We start from the raw sequence: 21,336 nt of genomic DNA on the forward strand, positions 1-21,336 counted from the left end.
ACTTATTAAGGGTATTAAGCCGCTGATGTTTTGCCAGACTTAGATTTATTTTCGCCTTTAGAATGAACTAAAATTGGTTGTGATTGACCTTTTGCAGCTCCTGCATCAACAATTACTTCTTCAATGTTGTCTTGACTTGGGAGATCATACATAGTTTTTAATAATATATTTTCTAATATTGATCTCAAACCTCTTGCACCTGTTTTTTTGCTAATTGCTTTTTGAGCTATTTCTTTAAGAGCATTTTCTTTAAATGTTAATTTCGCTCCATCCAACTTAAATAGTTCTTGATACTGTTTAGTTAAGGAATTTTTAGGTTCTTGTAAAATTTTGATCAATGATTTTTCATCTAAATCCTCAAGAGTTGCTATCATTGGTAGTCTTCCAATAAACTCTGGAATCAATCCAAATTTTAATAAATCCTCAGGTTCTAGTCCCTTCATCCACTCTCCTGTTTTCTTGTCTTGAGTGTTTTTTACGTCTGCTCCAAAACCAATTGAAGTACCTTTGTCTCTTTGAGAAATAATCTTGTCTAATCCAGCAAAAGCACCTCCACAAATAAAAAGAATATTTGTTGTGTCCACTTGTAAAAACTCTTGTTGAGGATGTTTTCTACCTCCTTGAGGTGGAACACTTGCAACAGTTCCTTCCATTATTTTTAATAAAGCTTGCTGAACTCCTTCTCCAGATACATCTCTTGTAATGGATGGATTCTCAGATTTTCTACTAATCTTATCAACCTCGTCGATATAAACTATTCCACGTTGTGCTTTTTCAACATTATAATCTGAAGCTTGAAGTAATTTTAAAATTATATTTTCAACATCCTCACCAACGTATCCTGCTTCTGTCAAAGTTGTTGCGTCTGCCATTGTAAATGGAACATCTAAAATTCTAGCAAGAGTTTGTGCTAATAAAGTTTTACCGCAACCAGTTGGACCAACTAATAAAATATTGGATTTAGATAATTCTACATTCTTACTAGTTTTGTTTTCATAATTAAGTCTTTTGTAGTGATTATGTACTGCTACTGAAAGAACTTTCTTGGCATGCGCTTGACCAATTACATAATCATCTAGCACTGTACAAATTTCTTTTGGTGAAGGAAGGCCGTCTTGATGTTTAACAAAAGTATCTTTGCTTTCCTCTTTTATAATATCCATACAAAGCTCAACACATTCATCACAAATAAATACAGTTGGACCTGCAATTAATTTTCTAACCTCATGTTGGCTCTTTCCACAAAAAGAACAGTAAAGAATATTTTTATTATTTGTATTCATAATTTTTTAAACGAATCAATTTCATTACTTTATTATAGATGACTCATACTAATCAAGTTTGGATTAGTAAGTTATCAATATATTGTGTTTTATGATCTTTTTTCTACTACTTCGTCAATAAGACCAAATGATTTTGCGACATCAGCAGTCATGAAATTATCTCTTTCTAAAGCAGATTTTATTTCATCAACAGTTTTGCCTGTATGTTTTGAATAAATTTCATTTAATCTTTTCTTTAATGACAAGACTTCATTAGCATGAATTTCTATATCCGTAGCTTGTCCTTGAAAACCTGCTGAAGGTTGGTGAACCATTATTCTTGAGTTGGGTAAAGAAAACCTCTTTCCTTTAGTTCCTGCAGCCAACAAAAATGATCCCATTGATGCAGCTTGCCCAATACATAAAGTTGAAATATCAGGTTTTACATATTGCATGGTATCGTAAATCCCAAGACCAGCTGTAACCAATCCACCAGGACTATTGATATATAAATAAATTTCTTTTTTAGGATCTTCAGCTTCTAAAAATAATAACTGAGCTGTTACTAAGGATGCAATATTGTCATTTATCTGGCCCGTTAAAAAAATTATTCTTTCCTTTAAAAGTCTTGAATAAATATCATAAGCTCTCTCACCTTTGCTTGATTGCTCTACAACCATCGGCACTAGATTGCTCATATGTTCTGGTAATTTTGTTGTCATAAGTTGATTCTTTCTACTTATACAACTTGTGATTACTTTTTGCTAACTTTTTTTGTTTTTTTAGCGGCTGGTTTTGCTTTTGCTGTTTTTGTAGAAGGTTTTTTTTTCTCTGAAGCTTTTGCTGCAGGTTTCTTTTTTGTTTCTTTTTTTGGTTCGTGATCATGTGAATGATCATGGTCATGATCGTGATCGTGTTTATGAGCTTCTTTTAAGATTTTTTCCGCCTCATCTTTTGAAATTTCTTTTTTATTTGGTTTACCTTTTTCTTTTATAAGATTTAAAATTTTCTCTTCGTAGACTGTCCCTCTTAGACTGGCCAAAGCAGATGGATTTTTTTGATAAAAATCCATAACCATTTTCTCTTGTCCTGGCATCATTCTCAATTGTTTTTGTACTTCAGCTTGAATTTCTTGTTCACTAACTTTGATTTGATTTTTTTCACCAAATTCATTTAAGATTAACCCAGTTTTAATTCTTGTTTTTGCTTTTTCTTCAAAAGATTTTTTATTTTTTTTAGCCTCCTCTTCAGACATACCTTGTGAAAGAATTTTAACTTCTTCTTCAATTAAGTTTTCTGGAACTTCTTCAACTTTAATTTTTTCAATTTCTTTTAAAATTTGATTTTTTGAAAGTTGATCTAAAGAATTTTTATATTCGTCATTTATTTGTTTTGAAATTAAAGCTTTAAGATCTTTCAAATCTTTAGCTCCTAAATTTTTTGCAAAATCATCATCTATTTTCACCTCTTGTGGTTGTTTAACTGATAAAATTTTACAATTAAATTTAGCTTTTTTATTAACTAATTCTTTTTCAGGATAATTTTCTGGAAGTGTTGCTTCAACAACTTTCTCATCATCTTTTTTAACACCAATTAGCTGCTTATCAAAACCTTTCAAAAATAAATCTTTACCTAATGTAAGCTGTGTATTTTTTCCTTCACTTCCTTTAAATTCTTTTTCATCAATTGTTGCTTTGTAATCTAATGCAACTAGATCACCTTCTTTTGCTTTTGTATCAGGTGCACCTTCCTTGAAATTTGGTTGGTTCTTAGCAATTTCTTTTATTCTTTTATCTGTCTCACTATCATCAATTTTAACAGTGTATTCATCAAATTTAATGTTTTCTAATGATTTAATCTCTACTTTAGGTAATTCTGTAACTGACAAGACATATTCCAATTCTTTATCTTCACCATATGTCTTTAGATCTAATTTTGGCTGACCTGCTGGTTTAATTTTGTTTTCTTCCAACGCTTTTGTAGATGTGTCTTTTAAAACTTTGTCTAATACTTCACCAAATACAGCTTTGCCGAATTGTCTTTTTAAAATTTCTTTTGGTACTTTTCCTGGTCGAAAACCTTTTAAATTTACTGTTCCTTTAATCTCTTCATATTTTTCATCCATATAAGAGTTCATAGTCTCTTTATCGATAAAAATTTTTAGATCTTTATTTAAACCTTTTTTATTTTCTACAGTAACTTTCATAAACATTTAATGGTAGGGCGAAAAGGACTCGAACCTTCACCGATTGCTCGACTGGTTCCTAAGACCAGCGCGTCTACCAATTCCGCCATCGCCCCAGTTAAATTAGGTGCTTTATATATTATTGAACTCATTTGTCCAATCCGAATAATAGTGTAAAAGGATATAAAAATATAAATAATATGATTATTTCGCCTTGTATTAGTATTTGCAAAACAGATCCATCAACAGGTTATTGTTATGGATGTGGAAGAAATAATGATGAAAAAAAACTGTGGAAACTAGAAGAAACTACAGATGAATGGAAACAAGATAATTTAGAAAGCATCAGAAAAAGATTAACTGGTTGGCAATTAGATAGTTTTAACGAGTCTTACGAGCACAAAATAAATAACGGAATATCTCTATTCAAAAAAAATCTTAAAAATGAGTAAATCAACAATTGTAGTTATAATTTATATTATAGGACTAATCTTTGGTGCTTTAGTTCTGGATATGTGGAGCGCTGAGACTAGCCCTAAAGCATTACTGGGTATTGGGTGGACAGCACTTTTTTTAATTGGATTATTTTTTGCTGAAAAAAATGAAAAAAAATAAATTATTTTTTTTTTCTCTCATTTTATTTTCTTTCTCATTTATAAATCATTCATTTTCAGAAATTATAATTTTAAGTAAATGTGATCATAAAGAAGATAAATATTTAAAAAATGAATACATATTTAATCTTAATGAATTAATTATGACTAGAAATTATGTTTATGCAGAAAAAACTTACCAAAAATATAGAATTACTGATTTAAGTGTAAAAAAATCAAACTCCTATGTAAGAAATATTTACGAAGAGGATGGTAAAATTTTTACTTTAAAACATGGTTATCCTCAATTTTATACTCAAATATTAATTGAAAAAAACAAGCCTGAGATATTTATTAAAAGTGTTATGAATGATATCGAAGGGATTTCAAAAATTTCTACATGTAAAAAAATAGAAAAATTTGCAAATCAAAGTTAGGTTTTCTTCCTTTTATTTTCCTTAAGTTTATCTAAATTTTTTTTTTTAAAATCAAATCTGCTATTTGAAATGTTTGATCTATGTTTAGCGAATGCCTGTTTTTGTGCTTGTCGCATAGCTCTTTTTGAGGACATAATTACTAATTTAATATTCTATTTCCAAAGTATCAATTACTTTTAAATTTTTATCTGAAATAACAATCTCACCTGATGATGGTGCGTAGTTTAAAAGCTCAGATATTACCACGTAATGTGTTACAAAAATTATATTTTGTTTTTGATCCCAAGTATTTAAGAATTTATTAAAATCAATAACTTGTTGTTTTCTATTTTTAGCAAATTTTGCACTAAAAAATGAATTCAAAAAATTTTTTGTTTCATAATTTTTAAATGCTATTTCTGCAGTTTCTTTGCATCTACACCATTCACTAGAATAAATTTTGTTTAATAAAATATCATTTTGTTTAAAAAAATTTCCAATTTTTTTTGATTGTACTCTTCCCTCTTCATTTAAGTTTCTTTGAGTTTCACAATTATTGACATCAAAATTAGAAGGGTCCCCTCCTCCCGGTGCATAAGCATGACGAATAAATATTAATTTACCACCTTTTTGAAGCTCACCAACCATAGCTTCACTTGAATCTGCTTTAATTGGAGAATTTAAAAATATAAATATAATTAAAAAATATTTTAAAATTTTCATTAATGAATAATAAATTAAAACAACTTAATAAGAAAATTATTAAATGTAGAAAATGTCCTAGATTAATTAATTTTATTAAAAAAATATCTACCGTAAAACGAAAACAAAATATTAACGAAACTTATTGGGGAAAACCAGTTCCAGGGTTTGGTAAGATAAACTCGAAATTATTAATTTTAGGTTTAGCGCCAGCAGCACACGGGGGAACCAGAACAGGAAGACCTTTCACTGGAGATAAATCAAGCGATTTCTTGTTTTCTTGTTTAAAAAAAGCAAATATTTCTAATCTACCTTATTCAGAAAATTTAAATGATGGATTGGAATTAAAATCAACTTATATAACCAATATACTGAAATGTGTTCCTCCTGGTGACAAACCAACAAATGAAGAATTAACAAATTGCTCAAATCATTTTGAAACTGAGATTGAAACTTTAAGCAAAATCCAAACAATTGTTGCTTTAGGTAAAGTTGCTTTTGATAATTGTATTAAATATTACAAAAGTAAAAATAAATTAAATAGAAAATATACTTTTAAGCATGGGAAATATTATGATTTATCAAATAAAATCAGATTATACGCGTGTTATCATCCAAGTCCTAGAAATGTAAATACAAAATTAATATCTGAAAAAATGATAATTAATTTTTTCAAAAAAATAAAAAGAGAAACAGTTATTTAGTTTTTAAAATATAAGGCTCAAAGTTATTTAAAACTATCTCAGGAATTTTTGTAGGTTTTCCGATTTTATTTACAAATACCAAATGTATTTTTGCATCCACAATTAACAAATCATCTCTGTAAATTGACTGATCCATTACAAAAGAGGTTTTTGATAAAGAGGAGATAAAAGATTTTATTGTTAAATTATCTTCTAAGTATGCTGATTTTTTATATTGAATATTGCATGATTTAACGATTATTAAAGAGTTAAACTCTTCTTTAATTTTCAAATTACTTAAACCAATAGTTAATAGAGCTTCTGTTCTTGCTCTTTCAAAGTATTTTAAATAATTTGCATAATAAACAACTCCTCCTGAGTCTGTATCTTCATAGTAAATTTTAACATTATGGCTAAAAATTTTATGCATTGTTCATTAATATCAAATAATGAGAAATTTTTATACAAACTAAGATATAATAACTACAATGAAAGTTTATATAATTTGGTTGATTGGAGTAATTTTATGGAACTTTGGTGTTCCTAATGCTACTCCAATAGAGGACGTAATTGTAGCAATCATACTATCAATCCTGAGTATGGGTCTAAAAAAATATACTAAACTTTAATTAATTTGCTGAAAAATAAATGTTTTGAAAATAAGCCACAGATTTCATTTTAGAATTATCTGTATCCGCCATAACTGCTAAACCATCTAATTCGTCTAAATCTAAATCGTGAAATTTCTTAAAATCTTCTTTTACATTTGATTTAACTGTTACCCATTCATTTAAATTAGTTTTGGTTGTGGCTATAACATTGTCTATAGATTTTTTTGTGTATGGACTTGGTGAACTAACACCAACATCCCTGTTGCTTGAAAACACATAGTTAACTGCTCTGTTTGATAATGGTGTTGCACCTGTTTTTTTAACAGCAAAAACTCTCGCTGCAAAATCATGGCCTTTCTTTGTATCTTCTTTAATTCCGGATAAATCTTGCTCAATTTTCCATGTAATATTTATAAAAGGAGTCTTGTTTAGATCAATTTTAACTTCTTTGCCAAGACCAGATGCTGCATTATCGGCAACAGCCTTAAGGAAATTTCCATTTTCATTTTTCCCAACAGTATATTTTGTCTCGTTCTTTGCTCCCCTTACTTTTCTGACAGTTAATTCTGAAAGTTCTGCTTCTGTAAACTCAAAAACTACAACTTCATTTGCAACAACTGAGCTAATTGAAATCAAAAAAATTGAGATGAGTTTAAAAAATATTTTCATAATTTAAGTTCTTAATACATTATTTAGACAAGATTTAAACATGCAAAAATCAGAATTAATTTTTAAAAAAAATGTTATGAAAACAATTTCAATTTTTTTACTTTTAATTTATTGGTCAATAATGATATCTGCACCAATTATGTCTAATGACCTCAAAATGGGTAGTTCTAGAGTTATAAAATTAAATTCAAATCCTAAGGTATCAGTATAATTTTAGGTGCAACACAGGTGCCATCATGAATTTGTTTAAAGGCATCACCACCATTTTTTAAATCCCTAAATTCAATCCAATCTAGAGAACCTATCTCTTTGTTAGCTAATATTGCTAAAGTTTGCTCAAAATCCTTATTGGTATAACAATAAGTTCCTATTACGGTCACCTCTTGAAGTGTCATTTTTCTAAAATTAAAAGTTCCAGCTGGCTGAGTTAAGCCTATATGTATAATTGAACCACCCGGCTTAACCACTTCAATAGCCTGTTGTCTTGAAATTTCCAACCCTACTGTATCAAATACAATATCAAATTTATTACTTTCTATTTCGTTATGGTCTGGTGCAACATATTTTGCATCTAAATATTTTGAGCACTCATTTAATCTCAATTTATTAGGATCAGAGAGAATTATATTTTCACTATTTTTAATTTTAGATAAAATTAAACCACATAATAATCCTATTGCACCACCACCTTGGATCAAAATTTTACATTCAGATAAAGGTTTTTTTAAAGATTGTTCACCAATTAATACTGCATGTAGAGAAACTGCAGTTGGCTCTGCTACTGGCGCTTCGTTTTTATCTATTCCATCTGGGATTTCATAAATATTTGTGTCAGGTGTTGAGACAAATTCTGCAAAAACCCCTTGTCTTTCAATTGGTTTATTCATGCCTAAAATAATTCTATGAGGACAAAGATGCTCTCTTCCACTTGTGCAGTATTCACATTTACCACAAGTTATCAGAGGATTTAAAACAACGTCTTTACCTTTAAATTTACCATTTTGAACTTCACCACTAACTTCATGGCCTAATATTAACGGAGGAATTCTTCTCTCATCATGTCCATGATATGCGTGCATATCAGAACCACATATTCCTGAAGCATGGATTTTTAAAATACTTTCTCCCGAAACTTCAATTGGATTAGGTTCGTCTCTGTAAACTAATTCTTGTGTTCCAGTATATACTAAAGCTTTCATATTATTTTTTTGCCAACAAGTAATACGTTATCCAGGCTACAAATGCACCAATTAACCACGCATAAGACTGTAAAAACATTAAATTTGTGTTCCAAATTGTTGACGCTGAAAAAATAAAACCTAGAAATACTGAGTAAACACCTTTGATATGCCAACCTCTTGAATAATAGTAACTACTTTCTTTTTCTACTGAATACAAATCTTTGTTACTCAAGCTTTGTTTATTGATCAGATAATAGTCAGCAACTATTACTCCAAATAAAGGACCAAAAAATGCACCAAATGTATCTATAAAAGATAAAATACCAATTTGACTCAAAATTGTAAGCCAAAAAATAGCTACCAACAAACCGAGGAAAGAAATTATATAACTTGCACTCTTTAAAGATAATTTATTTGGAACAAAATTTATTAGTGAATATTGAGATGGAATATAATTGGCTACTAAATTCGTGGATGCTGAGGCAATTACGATAAAAAATAGTACCAATGTGGTTATTTGAATATTGTCATATTTGCCAATTATATCAGTGGGATTTGTAAAAATTCTGTCTATGTCTGAAAATTTTTGATTTAAAAGTGCATCTGATCCGGCAACAATAAATATAGAGAAAAAAGAGAAAATAATTAAATTAATAAGCAAACTTAAATTCCCTTTACCCAACTCTTTAGTATTTTTAACATTTCTAGAAATGTCCCCAAAACTAATTATTAATATTGAAAAATAAGCAAAGACAGTTCCTGCTACAGTTAAAAGTGGTAATAAATTATTAAGATCAAAAAAGTTTTTGGTATTAAAAATATTTACAAAGGCTTTTGATGTTAATTTGACATCACTTAAAAAAACAAGGAAGAAAAAAACAATAATTCCTACATAAACACTGATTGCTGAAAAATTTATTATTTTTTTATTATATTGAGCACCAATACTAAACAAAAATGTTTGAAAAATAATTACAATTAAAATTGATGACCAATCTATAATATTTAAACCAAAAAAATAAAAAATAAATATATCTTGTACTAACAATGACTCATCGATAGTGAAAAGTAATATTCTAATAAGATAAGTTAAAATTTTTGATAAAAAATAAGTTTGAATTCCAAATAAGAAAATTCCAACCAAGCTTCTGATTAATCCAAAAAATTTCGCTCCATTAAATCCTAAAGAAGATCTCAACAAAACTACAAAAGGTAATCCAAATTTTTGTGAAGGTTTTCCAATAAAATTAGCAAATAAATAAACAAAAAATGAACCTAATAAAGTTCCTATTAAAACCACAAAGGTGTTTAGATTGTACATTATATAAAGCGAGGCAATTAGAGAAAAACCAATTACACTTTGTACATTAACTCCCCAGTAACAAAAAAGGTCTTTCCAATTCCAAGTTTTATAATTTGGATTTACCGAAACTAAATCCCAATTTGATAGGGAGTATTTAACTTTAGGTTGATTCACTAGAAATTATTTTAAACTAATAATTTCTACTGTCCATATAGGAGAGTTGGTAACCAAAGTGCAATTTTAGGAAATATTATAATTAAAACCAAACCAATTATTTGAAGCACCATAAATTGCATCATTCCATAATAAATATCTTTTAAATCCCATTCAGGCACCACCCCTTTTAAGAAATACGCAGACAATGCCACTGGTGGGGACAGCCAGGCGGTCTGGAGATTGACGGCGACTAATATTGCAAACCAAGTAAGATTAAAGCCAAGAGCTTCAATCAATGGTAAAATAATTGGCACAATAATCATTACGATCGGTACCCACTCTAAAGGCCAACCCAATAAAAATATTGCAACCATCACAATCGCTAATATTAAATATTTGTTCATTTCTAAACCTAACAAGAATTCAGTTAATAGAGTTGGAGTACCTAGTCTTGCAAAAACAGCCCCAAAAAAGTTTGATGCAGCAACTAAAACCATAATTAAAGCTGTTATCTCTAAAGTTTTAACAAGAGCTTCTTGAAGTTTTGAAAAAGTTAATTTTTTGTATGCTAAAGAAAGTAGTAAAGCTCCCATTGCACCACAGCCAGCTGCTTCTGTTGGAGTTGCAAAACCAAAAAGTATACTTCCTAATGCTGCAAACACTAAGGCTGCTGGTGGAACTAAACCTAAGAAGAATTCAATCCATACTTCTTTCATACTAGCAGCTCTCATCTCTTCAGGAATTACAGGTCCCAATTTAGGATCAATCATACATCTTATTGTTGTGTATCCAGCGTATAAACTTGCTAGAAGAATTCCTGGAATTATAGCAGCAGCAAATAAATCAATAACTGGAATTTCCATAATTGGGCCCATAACAACAAGCATGATACTTGGAGGTATTAAAATTCCTAAAGTACCACCAGCTGTTATCGTTCCAGCAGCAAGTCTAACATCATAGCCAGATCTATTCATTGATTTTGCTGCCATGATACCGAGTATAGTTACTGAAGCGCCAACAATCCCTGTTGCTGCAGCAAAAATAACTGAAACAAAAAGAACAGCGTAATATAACGCTCCTCTAACTCTTGCTAGCATCATTTGAAATGATGAAAATAATCTTTCCATCAAACCTGCCTGCTCCATCATAATGCCCATAAAGACAAAGAGAGGTACGGCGGCGAGGGTTTGTTCGGTCATGACCATCGAAAACTGGAGGGTCATTAAATAAAAGACTAATTTTCCAAATCCTAAATATCCAAATACAAAACCTAAAAATATAAGTGTAAATGAAATAGGAAATCCCACGAAAATTGCAAAAAGCATTACTCCTACCAGAATAAAACCTAAATATGCTGGATCTATAAATTCAGCTAACATTATTCATCTTCTCCTGGCCATTTTCCTCTAGTAGCAGCCCAATAACTTTTTAATAATTCTGAAATACCTTGGATTAATAAAAATACGATACCAATTAATAAACAACTCTTAATTGGCCACATATAAGGCATCCATGTAGTATCCATTCCTCTTTCACCTCTTTGAATAGACTCACCCACATAACCAATTGTCATATAAAGAAAGACTATTAGTCCTGGAAAATAAAATAAAATATATAACCAAAAATCAATCGTCCCTTGGTTTTTTGTTTTGAAATTTCTGTATAAAAAATCTGCTCTTATATGAACACCTTTTGAAAGTGCATAACCTGCACCTAACATGAATAGTGCACCATACAAAAATCTACTTATGTCATAAGCCCAAATTGTAGGTGCATGAAAAAGTTTTCTCGCCAAAACTTCGTAAGTCATAGCAAAGATAAGTGGCATCAGTATCCAACAAACAACGTTACCTATCCATTTGCTAAATTTATCAATATTTATAATTGAGGTTGCCATCCATGATGGCATGTCATTTGGCATCTTTCCTGAACCACCTCGCCTTTCGGCTATCATTTCATCTGATATATCTAGTTTAGTTGGTTCTTCAGCCATAAAAATTTTGTTAGAAAAATTAGAGCGGACAATTAAGTCCGCTCTAATTGAATTATAGATTAATTATTGGATTACTTTAATGTTGCTGCGTGAGCCATTCCTAGCTTCGCATTAGACATTTGAGCACCACTCCAGAAAGGAACTGCTATATCAGCAAATTCTTTCATTGAGTCCCATACTTCTGCAAAGAATGCATTGTTTGCAGCGTTTGTTTCCAAACTTTTCTTAGCTGCAGCCATGTATTCTGTGAAGTAATCAGAAGGTGTGTCCTCTAATTTAACTCCATGAACTTCAGTAAGCTCTCTTAAAGCTTTACCATTTTCATAGATTCTGTAACTTAAAGATTTAGCTAATGATGCATTAGCTGCAACTTCAAGAGACTTCTTCTCATGATCGCTCATAGCGTTGTATGTTTTTCCAGTAATATAAAAGTCAGCATTTACGACTACTTGGTGTAGACCTTGTAGGTAGTAGTGCTTTAATACTTTTTGGAAACCAAATGTTAAGTCTGGTTTTGGACAACACCATTCAGCAGCATCAATTGTTCCTGCTTCTAAAGCTGGTAGAATATCTCCACCACCCATAGCTACAGATGCGATACCGATGTCTTTATATGTTTGTCCTGGAATTCCTGGAGGAGTTCTGAACTTATATTTTCTAAAGTCAGCCATATCTTTAATTGGTTTTGGAAACCAACCTAAAGCCTCTGGTCCAACTGGTTGAATCATAAATCCTTTGATGTCTCTTCCCATTTCTTTCCATAGTCTGTCGTATAACTCTTTTCCACCGCCATACTGAAACCATGATAAGAATGCAATGTTGTCAATACCAACACCACCACCAGCTACTGGAGAACCGAATAGCATAGCTGCAGGATGGTCACCTGACCAATAGTGAGTCCATGCGAAACCACAATCGATTAGGCCTTTGTCAACTGCATCTAAAGTTTCTTTTACACCAACAACAGCTCCAGCTGGCATAATTTCAAACTTAAGAGATCCACCAGTTAACGCTGTTACTGTGTCAGTAAAATCCTTTAACATCTTAACTTCATCAGCTTTTGTATTAAGAACTGTCTGACATTTTAGTGTTTTTGCAGCATTAGCATTTGAAATAAATCCAAACACCATTGCAACTGCAAATAACATTGAAATGATTTTTTTCATTTGTTTCCCTCTCTTTATTTTTAAAGTCAAAACTTTGTCAAAGAATGAAAACTAAAACAAGTGTTAATATTGGTATATTTTAAAATTTTTAACAGATTTATTAGAAATATAATTTTTTTAATTTATAAGAGTTCTAATTTATGAATAATTTTGATTTCATTATACTAGGAGCTGGATCTGCAGGCTGTGTTTTAGCAAATAGGTTGTCAGAAAACCCTTCACATAAAGTGCTTTTGATTGAGGCTGGAGGTAAAGATAATTACCCATGGATCCATATTCCAGTTGGTTATTTTAAAACGATGCACAATCCTAATACTGACTGGTGCTATAAGACAGAACCAGATGAAAGCATGAATAATATTTCAATACGTTATCCCCGTGGAAAAACTTTAGGAGGAAGCTCTTCTATCAATGGACTTTTATATATACGAGGACAACACAGAGATTATGATATTTGGAGACAGCTTGGAAATACTGGCTGGGGTTGGGATGATGTTCTTCCCTATTTTATAAAAGCAGAGAATCAAGAAAGAGGCAAAAGTGAATATCATGGAGTTGGTGGGCCTCTCTCAGTCTCAGATCAAAGAATACATCTTCCTCTTTTAGATGAGTTTCAAAACGCTGCTGAGGAATTTGGTGTACCAAAAACAAAAGATTTTAATACAGGAGACAACCATGGCTGTGGTTATTTTCAAGTAACAGAAAAAGATGGATTTAGATGCAGTACTGCTGTTGGTTATTTAAACCCTGTTAAGCATAGAAAAAATTTAACAATTATTACTCACGCTCATATTAAAAAAATTAACTTTGAAAATAAAAAGGCAAAATCAGTTGAGTATTGGCAGGATAATGAATTGAAAACAGCTGAGGCAAACAGAGAAATTATAGTTTCTTCAGGTGCAATTGGTTCTCCTCAAATATTGCAAGTATCAGGAATTGGAAATCCAGAAAAACTAAAAAATTTGGGAATTGATATGGTTCATAATTTAAATGGTGTAGGTGAAAATCTACACGATCACTTAATGTTAAGACCTATTTATAAAATTAACGGTTTAAAATCTCTTAATAAAAAAATTAATAGCTTGTTTGGAAATTTGCTTATCGGATTAGAGTATGTTTTTAAAAGAAGTGGTCCAATGACTATGGGAGCAAGTCAACTTTGTATGTTTGCAAAAAGTGATCCTTCTTTAGAATTACCTGATTTACAATGGCACGTTCAACCGATGAGTATGGATACTTTGGGAGCTACAAAAAATCATGATTTTCACGCGTTTACTCCAACTGTTTCAAATATAAGACCTACAAGCAGAGGTCACGTAAGTATTGTTGATAAAGACTCGCGTGTTTACGCAAAAATAAAACAAAATTACCTATCAACTGATCACGATAGAATGATTGCTGCTAAAGGATTAAAATTGACAAGAAAAATTATAATGGAATCTGAAACTTTTAAGAAATATACACCTGAGGAATATAGACCTGGTATTCATATTGATGATGACGAGGAATTGGTGAAAGAAGCATCAAATTTTGCACAAACTATCTTTCATCCTGTTGGTACATGTAAGATGGGACAAGATGAGATGTCAGTAGTCGATGAAAAATTAAAAGTAAGAGGAATAGAAAATCTTAGAGTTATTGATGCATCAATAATGCCTAACATTACTTCAGGAAATACTAATGCACCTACGATTATGATTGCAGAAAAAGGTGCTGACATGATACTACAACAATAATGTTTGCAGAATTTTTTACTCCTGAACAAATTGCTATTTTAACACAAATAATTTTTATTGATTTAGTGTTAGCTGGTGACAATGCCATTATAATTGGAATGGTAGCCTCAAAATTTCCAGTTGAACAAAGGAAGAAAGTTATATTTTGGGGAATTGGTGGTGCAGTAATATTACGGATAATATTAACGTTACTAACAGCTTATTTGTTACAAATTACAGGACTAAGGCTTATTGGGGGAATTTTACTTCTTTATATTGTTTACAAACTTTATGTTGATGTAATCAAAGGCTCAGATTCAGAGGAAGATATAAAAGTAGATAACTCAAGTTTTTTAAAAGCAATTTGGACTGTTTTACTTGCTGATTTTACAATGAGTTTAGATAATGTTTTGGGTGTTGCTGGTGCTGCAGGTGATCATTATGGATTACTTGTATTTGGATTGGTTCTATCGATTGTTTTAATGGCAACTGCTGCAACATTAATTTCTGGATGGATAAAAAAATACAAATGGATTGCATGGGTTGGGTTATTGGCAATATTAATAGTAGCTGTTGAGTTGATTTATACAGATATTAAAATAATATTCTTTTAATGTATCTTCAAAAAATTAATCTTAAAAATAAGTACGCACTAGTTACTGGTGCTGGTAAAGGACTTGGGAGAGCTTGTTCTATTGCACTAGCTGAAGCTGGAGCAACAGTAATAGCATTAAGCAGAACTCCATCTGATTTAAATAAATTAGAAAAAGATATTAAAAAAATTAAAGGTAAAGTAATTAAAGTTCCTTGCGATGTAATGAATTATGAAGATCTAAAAACAAAATTAGAAAAAATCAAAATTATTGATGTTTTAGTAAACAATGCTGGAACTAATATTCCTGAACCTTTTGAAAAAATTAAACAAAAAAGTATGAACTACTTGGTAGATTTAAATCTAAAAGCTGCATTTAATGTTGCGCAATTAGTAGTTAAGAAAATGCTTAAAAATAAAAAGAGACCTGGCTCTATTATTAATATGTCTTCTCAATTAGGTCATGTAGGTATGGGTGGGAGAAATGTTTACAATATGACTAAATTTGGGATTGAAGGTTTGACAAAAGGTATGGGTGTAGAGTTAGCTAAAAGAAATATAAGAGTTAATACAGTAGCTCCTACGTTTGTAGAAACTCCAATGGTTAAAAATTTTTTTAAAAATAAAAAATTTAAAAAACTAGCGCTTGGAAATATTCCAATGGGAAAAGCAGCAACTGAAAGTGATGTAGCAACAACAGTTTGTTTCTTAGCCTCACCTGCTTCCTCAATGATAACTGGAACATCAATTATAATAGATGGTGGATGGACAGCTCAGTAATAAATAGATTTTTTCTAATATTTTTCTTTTTTTTTACAACTGCAAACGCAATAGAATTTCAAGGTAAATTCTTACAAGGTCATTTTATTTTAGGGAAGACAAATCCTGATGCTAAAATAATTGTTGGAAAAAAAGAGGTAAGAGTATCACAGGATGGTTTTTTTGTTTTTGGTATTGATAGAGATCAAAAATATGATCTTACTTTTACAAAAATCTTTGATGGAAAAAAATCTACAATAACCAAAAAAGTTTTAAAAAGAAAATACAATATTCAAAGAATAGATGGCTTAGAAGAAAGCAAAGTAACCCCACCCGAGTCAGTCTATAAAAGAATTAAAAAAGAAAATAATGCAATTGGTGAAGCAAGAACAATTAATTCTGAATTACAATTTTTTAAGCAAAAATTTATAATGCCTGTTGAAGGAATAATTAGTGGTGTTTATGGTAGTCAAAGAATTTTAAACGGTAAACCTAGATGGCCACATTACGGAATTGATATAGCTGCAAAACAAGGCACTATGATTAAATCATCTGCCTCAGGAAAAGTTACAATGGCTGAAGATGATTTATATTACACAGGCGGTACAGTAATTATGGATCACGGTCATGGCATCTCAACAATATATTCGCATTTAGAAAATGTTTTAGTTTCTGTTGGAGATTTAATTAATCAAGGAGATATTATTGGAACAGTAGGATCAACAGGTAGATCAACTGGACCTCATCTTGATTTTAGAATTAATTGGTTTCAAACTAGATTGGACCCAATGTCTGTTTTGGAAAATTAATAAAAAAACATCCAAATACCAACAAGAATTAATATAAATCCGCCAATTTTATTTAAAACTTTTAAATATTTTGATGCTATGAATTCTCTAAACTTGCCAAATACAAATGCATATGTGCTATCAAATATTGTAGCTACAATTATAAAGATAATTCCAAAATAAATTATCTGATAGCTAACAGGTTCATTTATATTAATAAATTGAGGAATAAATGCTCCAAGGAACAAGAATATTTTTGGATTAGTTAAAATCACTATTAATCCTTGGATAAAATATTTTTTTTCAAATTTAGTTGCTTGAGTTTTGTTTAAATCAATATCTGATTTAATTGTAATTACTCCAAGTGAAATTAAATAAATTGAACCTAGAATTCTTACATAATTTATGATCGCTTCTAGAAAAGGAGAAACTATCTCAAATCCAAGTGCTAATAAAAATAATAAAATTAGAACGCCAATTTGGGTACCAAAAACATTTAATAATCCTGCTTTTACACCAGATCTTAAAGAATTAGCAATTATAAGACTAACAGTGGGGCCAGGCACTATCACTATTAAAAAACTTGCTATAACAAAATATAGTAATACAAAATCCATGACAGCCTGAATGAATCAATAACAACTTGAAATAAAATTAAAACAAAAAAAATGAAATTTAAATCAAGAGAAACACTGGGAATTATTTTTGCGATAATTGCTTACTTTTCATTTTCAATCCTTGATGCAATTCAAAAAACTGCAGTTATTCATTACTCTATATTTCAATTATTATTTATCAAATATACTTTTGTGCTTTTGTTAGGCTTGATAGAAGCAAAAAGAGCTAACAATAATAATTTTTATAGATCTAATAATTTAAAACTTCAAATTATAAGAAGTCTACTATCTATTTTAGAATCTGGTTTTTTTGTTTTATCTTTTAAACACTTGTCTTTAGCGAACGCTCATAGTATAGGTGCGCTAGCACCTATAATTATAGTTGCATTATCTGTATTTATTTTAAATGAAAGAGTATCAATCAAAACTTGGATAGCAATCTTTATAGGTTTTATTGGAGTTTTAATAATTATTAGACCTGCATCTGATGTATTTAGTGTAAATTCTTTTATTCCATTGCTAGCAGCTTTTTTTCTTGGTCTTTATCAAATCGCAACAAAAAAAATAACTGAATATGATACTCCTGAAGTATCCTTGTTCTACTCTTCTTTAGTTGGGATTGTAATAACCTCAATAATGGCGTTTAATTTTTGGCAACCTGTTAATTTTAATTCTTTATATTTCTTTGTGCCAATTGGTTTATTTTTTTCATTAGGTATATACTTCCAAATATTAGCACTTAAAAATGCAAGAGCTAGCATAATACAACCATTTCATTATACCTTAATTTTTTGGGCAATAATTTTTGGATTTTTCTTCTATGATGATGTTCCGGATTTATTTACTATTATAGGTGCAATAATAATTACAACTTCAGGAATATTTGTTATTAATCAAACATCAAAAAAATAAATTAAATATTCTTATGACAAAAACACTTAAAGATAAAATTTCAGATAAATTAGTTAATGCTTTTCTTAATAATAAAATTATCTCTTCCATACCTAGTAGATTTACAAAAAAACTTACTGAGGCTGACAAATTTAGAAAATTATGTGAAAGCAAAATAAAAGATCCAACAATAGGTTTTAAAGCTGGTGGAACTGGCATTCCGTTAATGAAAAAATTAAAAGAAAAAGAGCCTTTTATTGCATCTGTTTTCAAAAAAAACTTAATAAAAAGTGGAAAGAAAGTAAAAATAAATAAATATGCTTTAGGGATCGAACTTGAAGTTTGTTATTTAATCAAAAAAACTTTTTTCACTTCAAAAGGCAAGCTCACAAATAGTAACGTAACTAAATATATTTCACACATGGCACCCTGTATCGAAGTAGTTGGATATAGGCAAAAAAGAAAAGGTATTACTTCTTTTGGAGATTTAAGTAGTGACTTTGGAGGAAATATTAAATTTTTAATTGGTCAAAAGAAAAAATTTAAAAAAATTAACATAGGTAATTTAAAAACAAATATTTCAAATAAAAAAGCTAAGCAAAGTGTAGATGGAAACACAAATGCTGTTTATGTAAATCCAATAAATTCATTAAGATTTGTTTTAAATAAAGTTAAAAAAGATAAAATTAATTTAGACAAAGATTTTTATGTTTTTACAGGATCCACAGTTGGGGTTGTGCCTATTATAAAAAAAGGAACATATACAGCAAAAATTGATAAACTTGGGTCTGTAAGAGCGGTTATTTCATAATATTATAATCAGAAGGATAATTTTATTCATAGAATACGTGTGTAAAAATTAGCTAATCATGAATAATATTTTTCTTTTTATAATCACTCTTTTTTGTTGGTCACCCACCTGGTATCTAATTAAATTTCAATTAGGCTATGTTGATCCACTGGTATCTGTATTTTATAGATTTTTAATTGCTTCATTTATAATCTTTATTTTTTTAATAATTAAAAAAGAAAAATTACAATTTTCAATTAATCAGCATTTTTGGTTTTTGTTTTTTGGAATTTGCTTGTATTCGGTGAATTATGTTTTCTTCTATTTGTCTAACACTTATTTAATTAGTGCTTTTCCAGCAATTGTATTTTCAACTGTGGTAATAATGAATATAGTTGGTGAAACCTTCTATTTTAAAAAGAAGCCTTCTATAAAAACTTTAATTGGAGCATCAATTGGTATGGTGGGTATTTTGATAATTTTTAATGATGAAATTTTCAATTTTAGTTTTAGCGAAGGAACTCATATAGGATTGTTTCTAGCTTTGATTGGAACATTTAGTGCATCAACAGGTAATATGGTTCACCAAAGAAACTTAAATAATAATTTTCCTCCAATACAAACAATAGCATATGCTATGTTTTATGGCTCAATTGTTACACTGATAATTACAAAATTTAGAGGAGCTGAATTATTATTTGAACCTAGTTTTAGCTACATCTCTTCACTGCTTTATCTTTCAATTTTTGGTTCAATATTTGCTTTTGTATCTTATTTAAAGTTACTTGAAAAAGTTGGACCTGGAAGAGCTGGTTATGTTGGTGTTGTAATGCCCGTTTTAGCATTAATTATATCAACAATATTTGAAAATTTAGAATGGCAATATGATCTAGTATTGGGTCTTCCAATTTTAATAATTGGTGCTGTTCTTGTGATAAATCAAAAAATTAGAATTAATTAGATTTCTGATTTAGCTCTCAAACGTTCATAAACTAATCTAGTTTTTATTCCTAAATTTAAAAATGGTTGCGGTGGTAACCAAGTAGGTTTATTCCTCGCTTCTATTGTTTTTATTTCACTAGTACTTTCATTAATCGCTTTAAGAGCAATTTGTTCACCAAATAAAGTTCCTACACCAATACCTGAACCGTTATAACAACCAGCGGCAAAAATATTACTATCAATTTTTTCAAATATTTGAGAACTATTCCTTGTTCTTGATACTATTCCAGACCAAGATGATTTAATTATATCATTGGGTAATTGTGGAAATCTTTTTTGTATTCCAAGTTTCTGATTGAAAGATCTTTTTTTAAGAGTGGAATTTGACATACCAAATGGATTATGGACTTCTGCTGTATTTCTTATCAAAATTCTTCTATCTTTTGTCATTCTAATTGTTGCACCCATTGGCCTTACAGGTAGTACGCCCCATTCTTTTGGTTCACCAATAGATTTAAATTCTTCATCAGATAATCTTCTTGTCATGCTCGCAGTTAATGTAATAGGAAAATTATAATTTGATTTTATCCCTAGTGATTTTAAGAAACCATTCGTAGCAAAAATAATATTTTTTGATTTAATTTTTCCATTTTTGAAAGTACAAAAAATGAAATCTTTATTTTTATTCCAATTTAATAAACAAGAATTTTCATACAAAAAAACATTAGTAGGAAGAGCATCAACCATTGCTCTAACTAATTTTCCTGGATGTATTAGAATACCACCCTTTGTGTAAAGTCCGATATTATAAAAACTAGTACCTAATTTTTCAGACAATTCTTTGTTTCCTAATAAGCTGTGTTCAAAGCCTAACTTAGATAATGTATTTGAAAAATTTTCTAAAATTTTTTTATCTTCAACTTTTGATGAAGCAAAATATTTACCACATTCATTCCAATCACAATCTACTTGATGTTCTTTAATAAATTTTTTTACTACATCTATTCCTAATGAATAAATGTCAGCTTTCTTTTTGTAATTTTGCAGTTCTTTATTTGATGTAAAACCATCGTTCAAAGTTGTATCAACCAAATAACCAGAATTTCTTCCACTAGCACCTTCACCTGCTAGTTGGGCATCTGCTAGTATAATTTTTAAATTTGAATTTATTTGAGCTAATTTTCTTGCAGCAGACAGACCTGTGTAACCAGCCCCTATTATTAACCAATCACACTCATCGTTTGATAGAAGAGACTTGATGTTTGTTCTTGGATTAAGGTCATTAATCCAACTACAGCTATTATCGTTAGTCACTTCCATGA

The 21,336-nt window shown here is 29.8% G+C and carries 27 protein-coding genes and 1 tRNA gene; 13 read left to right on the forward strand and 15 right to left on the reverse strand.

Annotation, left to right across the window (positions count from 1 at the left end):
- Positions 1-14: 14 nt before the first annotated feature.
- From clpX to ACTTBK_RS03110, 4 genes are all read right to left on the reverse strand, one after another.
- Positions 15-1,283: an ATP-dependent Clp protease ATP-binding subunit ClpX gene (clpX, locus tag ACTTBK_RS03095; RefSeq protein ID WP_440618515.1), complete on the reverse strand. Its 1,269-nt coding sequence runs from the start codon at positions 1,281-1,283 to the stop codon at positions 15-17.
- 89 nt (positions 1,284-1,372) lie between these two features.
- Entirely contained in the window at positions 1,373-1,984 is a 612-nt protein-coding gene (clpP, locus tag ACTTBK_RS03100; protein ID WP_440618516.1) for an ATP-dependent Clp endopeptidase proteolytic subunit ClpP, read from the reverse strand.
- 32 nt (positions 1,985-2,016) lie between these two features.
- Entirely contained in the window at positions 2,017-3,468 is a 1,452-nt protein-coding gene (gene tig, locus ACTTBK_RS03105; protein ID WP_440618517.1) for a trigger factor, read from the reverse strand.
- Positions 3,469-3,478: 10 nt separating this feature from the next.
- Positions 3,479-3,563: transfer RNA gene (locus ACTTBK_RS03110), tRNA-Leu, on the reverse strand.
- A gap of 84 nt (positions 3,564-3,647) precedes the next feature.
- Here ACTTBK_RS03110 and ACTTBK_RS03115 point away from each other — a divergent pair.
- The 3 genes from ACTTBK_RS03115 to ACTTBK_RS03125 are packed head-to-tail and all read left to right on the forward strand — an operon-like array spanning position 3,648 to position 4,477.
- Positions 3,648-3,899: a DUF1289 domain-containing protein gene (locus ACTTBK_RS03115; protein ID WP_440618518.1), complete on the forward strand. Its 252-nt coding sequence runs from the start codon at positions 3,648-3,650 to the stop codon at positions 3,897-3,899.
- A complete protein-coding gene (locus tag ACTTBK_RS03120) occupies positions 3,892-4,062 on the forward strand; it encodes a hypothetical protein (RefSeq protein WP_179850442.1) in 171 nt (56 codons plus the stop codon). The genes ACTTBK_RS03115 and ACTTBK_RS03120 overlap by 8 nt, the downstream gene beginning before the upstream one ends.
- Positions 4,049-4,477, forward strand: coding sequence for a hypothetical protein (locus ACTTBK_RS03125; RefSeq protein ID WP_075506629.1), 429 nt, complete (start codon positions 4,049-4,051; stop codon positions 4,475-4,477). Before ACTTBK_RS03120 ends, ACTTBK_RS03125 begins: the two co-directional genes overlap by 14 nt.
- On the opposite strand, the gene ACTTBK_RS03130 is transcribed toward ACTTBK_RS03125, so the two are convergent.
- Positions 4,474-4,611 (reverse strand): hypothetical protein, encoded by a 138-nt coding sequence (locus tag ACTTBK_RS03130; RefSeq protein ID WP_440618519.1) that lies wholly within the window; start codon positions 4,609-4,611, stop codon positions 4,474-4,476. The two genes, ACTTBK_RS03125 and ACTTBK_RS03130, sit on opposite strands and share 4 nt — an antisense overlap.
- A gap of 10 nt (positions 4,612-4,621) precedes the next feature.
- Entirely contained in the window at positions 4,622-5,179 is a 558-nt protein-coding gene (locus ACTTBK_RS03135; protein WP_440618520.1) for a histidine phosphatase family protein, read from the reverse strand.
- 2 nt (positions 5,180-5,181) lie between these two features.
- On the opposite strand from ACTTBK_RS03135, the gene ACTTBK_RS03140 reads away from it, so the two are divergent.
- Complete coding sequence (locus ACTTBK_RS03140; RefSeq protein ID WP_440618521.1) at positions 5,182-5,862, forward strand: uracil-DNA glycosylase; 681 nt, start codon at positions 5,182-5,184, stop codon at positions 5,860-5,862.
- Here the strand turns inward: ACTTBK_RS03140 and ACTTBK_RS03145 are convergent.
- Complete coding sequence (locus ACTTBK_RS03145; protein WP_440618522.1) at positions 5,855-6,271, reverse strand: YbgC/FadM family acyl-CoA thioesterase; 417 nt, start codon at positions 6,269-6,271, stop codon at positions 5,855-5,857. The genes ACTTBK_RS03140 and ACTTBK_RS03145 overlap by 8 nt on opposite strands.
- A 58-nt stretch (positions 6,272-6,329) precedes the next feature.
- On the opposite strand from ACTTBK_RS03145, the gene ACTTBK_RS03150 reads away from it, so the two are divergent.
- Positions 6,330-6,470: a hypothetical protein gene (locus ACTTBK_RS03150; protein WP_440618523.1), complete on the forward strand. Its 141-nt coding sequence runs from the start codon at positions 6,330-6,332 to the stop codon at positions 6,468-6,470.
- On the opposite strand, the gene ACTTBK_RS03155 is transcribed toward ACTTBK_RS03150, so the two are convergent.
- Entirely contained in the window at positions 6,471-7,121 is a 651-nt protein-coding gene (locus ACTTBK_RS03155; protein WP_440618524.1) for a DUF3047 domain-containing protein, read from the reverse strand.
- 76 nt (positions 7,122-7,197) lie between these two features.
- Between ACTTBK_RS03155 and ACTTBK_RS03160 the strand changes: the two genes are divergently transcribed.
- On the forward strand, positions 7,198-7,332 hold the full coding sequence (locus ACTTBK_RS03160) for a hypothetical protein (RefSeq protein ID WP_440618525.1): 135 nt from the start codon (positions 7,198-7,200) through the stop codon (positions 7,330-7,332).
- Here ACTTBK_RS03160 and ACTTBK_RS03165 read toward each other — a convergent pair.
- The 5 genes from ACTTBK_RS03165 to ACTTBK_RS03185 all read right to left on the reverse strand — a co-directional run bounded on the left by ACTTBK_RS03165 (position 7,316) and on the right by ACTTBK_RS03185 (position 12,920).
- Complete coding sequence (locus ACTTBK_RS03165) at positions 7,316-8,320, reverse strand: alcohol dehydrogenase catalytic domain-containing protein (protein ID WP_440618526.1); 1,005 nt, start codon at positions 8,318-8,320, stop codon at positions 7,316-7,318. The genes ACTTBK_RS03160 and ACTTBK_RS03165 overlap by 17 nt on opposite strands.
- A gap of 1 nt (position 8,321) precedes the next feature.
- Positions 8,322-9,779: a cytosine permease gene (locus tag ACTTBK_RS03170; protein ID WP_440618527.1), complete on the reverse strand. Its 1,458-nt coding sequence runs from the start codon at positions 9,777-9,779 to the stop codon at positions 8,322-8,324.
- Between the two features lie 26 nt (positions 9,780-9,805).
- Positions 9,806-11,140, reverse strand: coding sequence for a TRAP transporter large permease (locus ACTTBK_RS03175; protein ID WP_440618528.1), 1,335 nt, complete (start codon positions 11,138-11,140; stop codon positions 9,806-9,808).
- Complete coding sequence (locus tag ACTTBK_RS03180; RefSeq protein WP_440618529.1) at positions 11,140-11,754, reverse strand: TRAP transporter small permease subunit; 615 nt, start codon at positions 11,752-11,754, stop codon at positions 11,140-11,142. The genes ACTTBK_RS03175 and ACTTBK_RS03180 overlap by 1 nt, the downstream gene beginning before the upstream one ends.
- A 71-nt stretch (positions 11,755-11,825) precedes the next feature.
- A complete protein-coding gene (locus ACTTBK_RS03185; protein ID WP_262589327.1) occupies positions 11,826-12,920 on the reverse strand; it encodes a TRAP transporter substrate-binding protein in 1,095 nt (364 codons plus the stop codon).
- Between the two features lie 140 nt (positions 12,921-13,060).
- Between ACTTBK_RS03185 and ACTTBK_RS03190 the strand changes: the two genes are divergently transcribed.
- Genes ACTTBK_RS03190 through ACTTBK_RS03205 form a run of 4 tightly spaced genes read left to right on the forward strand, consistent with a single transcriptional unit; the run spans position 13,061 to position 16,795 of the window.
- Positions 13,061-14,656 (forward strand): GMC family oxidoreductase, encoded by a 1,596-nt coding sequence (locus ACTTBK_RS03190; protein WP_440618530.1) that lies wholly within the window; start codon positions 13,061-13,063, stop codon positions 14,654-14,656.
- Positions 14,656-15,249 (forward strand): TerC family protein, encoded by a 594-nt coding sequence (locus ACTTBK_RS03195; protein ID WP_075506621.1) that lies wholly within the window; start codon positions 14,656-14,658, stop codon positions 15,247-15,249. Before ACTTBK_RS03190 ends, ACTTBK_RS03195 begins: the two co-directional genes overlap by 1 nt.
- Positions 15,249-16,007 (forward strand): SDR family NAD(P)-dependent oxidoreductase, encoded by a 759-nt coding sequence (locus ACTTBK_RS03200; RefSeq protein ID WP_440618531.1) that lies wholly within the window; start codon positions 15,249-15,251, stop codon positions 16,005-16,007. Before ACTTBK_RS03195 ends, ACTTBK_RS03200 begins: the two co-directional genes overlap by 1 nt.
- A complete protein-coding gene (locus ACTTBK_RS03205; RefSeq protein WP_440618532.1) occupies positions 15,992-16,795 on the forward strand; it encodes a M23 family metallopeptidase in 804 nt (267 codons plus the stop codon). The genes ACTTBK_RS03200 and ACTTBK_RS03205 overlap by 16 nt, the downstream gene beginning before the upstream one ends.
- Here the strand turns inward: ACTTBK_RS03205 and ACTTBK_RS03210 are convergent.
- Complete coding sequence (locus ACTTBK_RS03210) at positions 16,792-17,391, reverse strand: LysE family translocator (protein ID WP_440618533.1); 600 nt, start codon at positions 17,389-17,391, stop codon at positions 16,792-16,794. The two genes, ACTTBK_RS03205 and ACTTBK_RS03210, sit on opposite strands and share 4 nt — an antisense overlap.
- Before the next feature lie 51 nt (positions 17,392-17,442).
- Here ACTTBK_RS03210 and ACTTBK_RS03215 point away from each other — a divergent pair, with 51 nt between their 5' ends.
- From ACTTBK_RS03215 to ACTTBK_RS03225, 3 genes are read left to right on the forward strand one after another with little or no spacing between them, the layout of a single operon-like run.
- Complete coding sequence (locus tag ACTTBK_RS03215; protein WP_440618534.1) at positions 17,443-18,303, forward strand: DMT family transporter; 861 nt, start codon at positions 17,443-17,445, stop codon at positions 18,301-18,303.
- Positions 18,304-18,316: 13 nt separating this feature from the next.
- Positions 18,317-19,093, forward strand: a complete 777-nt coding sequence (locus ACTTBK_RS03220; RefSeq protein ID WP_440618535.1) for a fumarylacetoacetate hydrolase — start codon at positions 18,317-18,319, stop codon at positions 19,091-19,093.
- A gap of 58 nt (positions 19,094-19,151) precedes the next feature.
- A complete protein-coding gene (locus tag ACTTBK_RS03225) occupies positions 19,152-20,033 on the forward strand; it encodes a DMT family transporter (RefSeq protein WP_440618536.1) in 882 nt (293 codons plus the stop codon).
- Here the strand turns inward: ACTTBK_RS03225 and ACTTBK_RS03230 are convergent.
- A complete protein-coding gene (locus ACTTBK_RS03230) occupies positions 20,030-21,334 on the reverse strand; it encodes an NAD(P)/FAD-dependent oxidoreductase (RefSeq protein WP_440618537.1) in 1,305 nt (434 codons plus the stop codon). The two genes, ACTTBK_RS03225 and ACTTBK_RS03230, sit on opposite strands and share 4 nt — an antisense overlap.
- Positions 21,335-21,336: the final 2 nt, after the last annotated feature.

Origin of the sequence: Candidatus Pelagibacter sp. HIMB1493 (assembly GCF_052047995.1) — a bacterium.
Taxonomy (GTDB): domain Bacteria; phylum Pseudomonadota; class Alphaproteobacteria; order Pelagibacterales; family Pelagibacteraceae; genus Pelagibacter.

Excerpts from the sequence above, each read along its gene's own strand:
- clpX (WP_440618515.1), bottom strand. The coding sequence starts at position 1,283 with ATGAATACAAATAATAAAAATATTCTTTACTGTTCTTTTTGTGGAAAG.
- ACTTBK_RS03125 (WP_075506629.1), top strand. The coding sequence starts at position 4,049 with ATGAAAAAAAATAAATTATTTTTTTTTTCTCTCATTTTATTTTCTTTC.
- ACTTBK_RS03215 (WP_440618534.1), top strand. The coding sequence starts at position 17,443 with ATGAAATTTAAATCAAGAGAAACACTGGGAATTATTTTTGCGATAATT.
- ACTTBK_RS03180 (WP_440618529.1), bottom strand. The coding sequence starts at position 11,754 with ATGGCTGAAGAACCAACTAAACTAGATATATCAGATGAAATGATAGCC.
- ACTTBK_RS03205 (WP_440618532.1), top strand. The coding sequence starts at position 15,992 with ATGGACAGCTCAGTAATAAATAGATTTTTTCTAATATTTTTCTTTTTT.
- ACTTBK_RS03175 (WP_440618528.1), bottom strand. The coding sequence starts at position 11,140 with ATGTTAGCTGAATTTATAGATCCAGCATATTTAGGTTTTATTCTGGTA.
- ACTTBK_RS03195 (WP_075506621.1), top strand. The coding sequence starts at position 14,656 with ATGTTTGCAGAATTTTTTACTCCTGAACAAATTGCTATTTTAACACAA.
- tig (WP_440618517.1), bottom strand. The coding sequence starts at position 3,468 with ATGAAAGTTACTGTAGAAAATAAAAAAGGTTTAAATAAAGATCTAAAA.
- ACTTBK_RS03185 (WP_262589327.1), bottom strand. The coding sequence starts at position 12,920 with ATGAAAAAAATCATTTCAATGTTATTTGCAGTTGCAATGGTGTTTGGA.
- clpP (WP_440618516.1), bottom strand. The coding sequence starts at position 1,984 with ATGACAACAAAATTACCAGAACATATGAGCAATCTAGTGCCGATGGTT.
- ACTTBK_RS03115 (WP_440618518.1), top strand. The coding sequence starts at position 3,648 with ATGATTATTTCGCCTTGTATTAGTATTTGCAAAACAGATCCATCAACA.
- ACTTBK_RS03135 (WP_440618520.1), bottom strand. The coding sequence starts at position 5,179 with ATGAAAATTTTAAAATATTTTTTAATTATATTTATATTTTTAAATTCT.
- ACTTBK_RS03200 (WP_440618531.1), top strand. The coding sequence starts at position 15,249 with ATGTATCTTCAAAAAATTAATCTTAAAAATAAGTACGCACTAGTTACT.
- ACTTBK_RS03220 (WP_440618535.1), top strand. The coding sequence starts at position 18,317 with ATGACAAAAACACTTAAAGATAAAATTTCAGATAAATTAGTTAATGCT.
- ACTTBK_RS03230 (WP_440618537.1), bottom strand. The coding sequence starts at position 21,334 with ATGGAAGTGACTAACGATAATAGCTGTAGTTGGATTAATGACCTTAAT.
- ACTTBK_RS03140 (WP_440618521.1), top strand. The coding sequence starts at position 5,182 with ATGAATAATAAATTAAAACAACTTAATAAGAAAATTATTAAATGTAGA.
- ACTTBK_RS03145 (WP_440618522.1), bottom strand. The coding sequence starts at position 6,271 with ATGCATAAAATTTTTAGCCATAATGTTAAAATTTACTATGAAGATACA.
- ACTTBK_RS03130 (WP_440618519.1), bottom strand. The coding sequence starts at position 4,611 with ATGTCCTCAAAAAGAGCTATGCGACAAGCACAAAAACAGGCATTCGCT.
- ACTTBK_RS03155 (WP_440618524.1), bottom strand. The coding sequence starts at position 7,121 with ATGAAAATATTTTTTAAACTCATCTCAATTTTTTTGATTTCAATTAGC.
- ACTTBK_RS03160 (WP_440618525.1), top strand. The coding sequence starts at position 7,198 with ATGAAAACAATTTCAATTTTTTTACTTTTAATTTATTGGTCAATAATG.
- ACTTBK_RS03225 (WP_440618536.1), top strand. The coding sequence starts at position 19,152 with ATGAATAATATTTTTCTTTTTATAATCACTCTTTTTTGTTGGTCACCC.
- ACTTBK_RS03150 (WP_440618523.1), top strand. The coding sequence starts at position 6,330 with ATGAAAGTTTATATAATTTGGTTGATTGGAGTAATTTTATGGAACTTT.
- ACTTBK_RS03120 (WP_179850442.1), top strand. The coding sequence starts at position 3,892 with ATGAGTAAATCAACAATTGTAGTTATAATTTATATTATAGGACTAATC.
- ACTTBK_RS03165 (WP_440618526.1), bottom strand. The coding sequence starts at position 8,320 with ATGAAAGCTTTAGTATATACTGGAACACAAGAATTAGTTTACAGAGAC.
- ACTTBK_RS03190 (WP_440618530.1), top strand. The coding sequence starts at position 13,061 with ATGAATAATTTTGATTTCATTATACTAGGAGCTGGATCTGCAGGCTGT.
- ACTTBK_RS03210 (WP_440618533.1), bottom strand. The coding sequence starts at position 17,391 with ATGGATTTTGTATTACTATATTTTGTTATAGCAAGTTTTTTAATAGTG.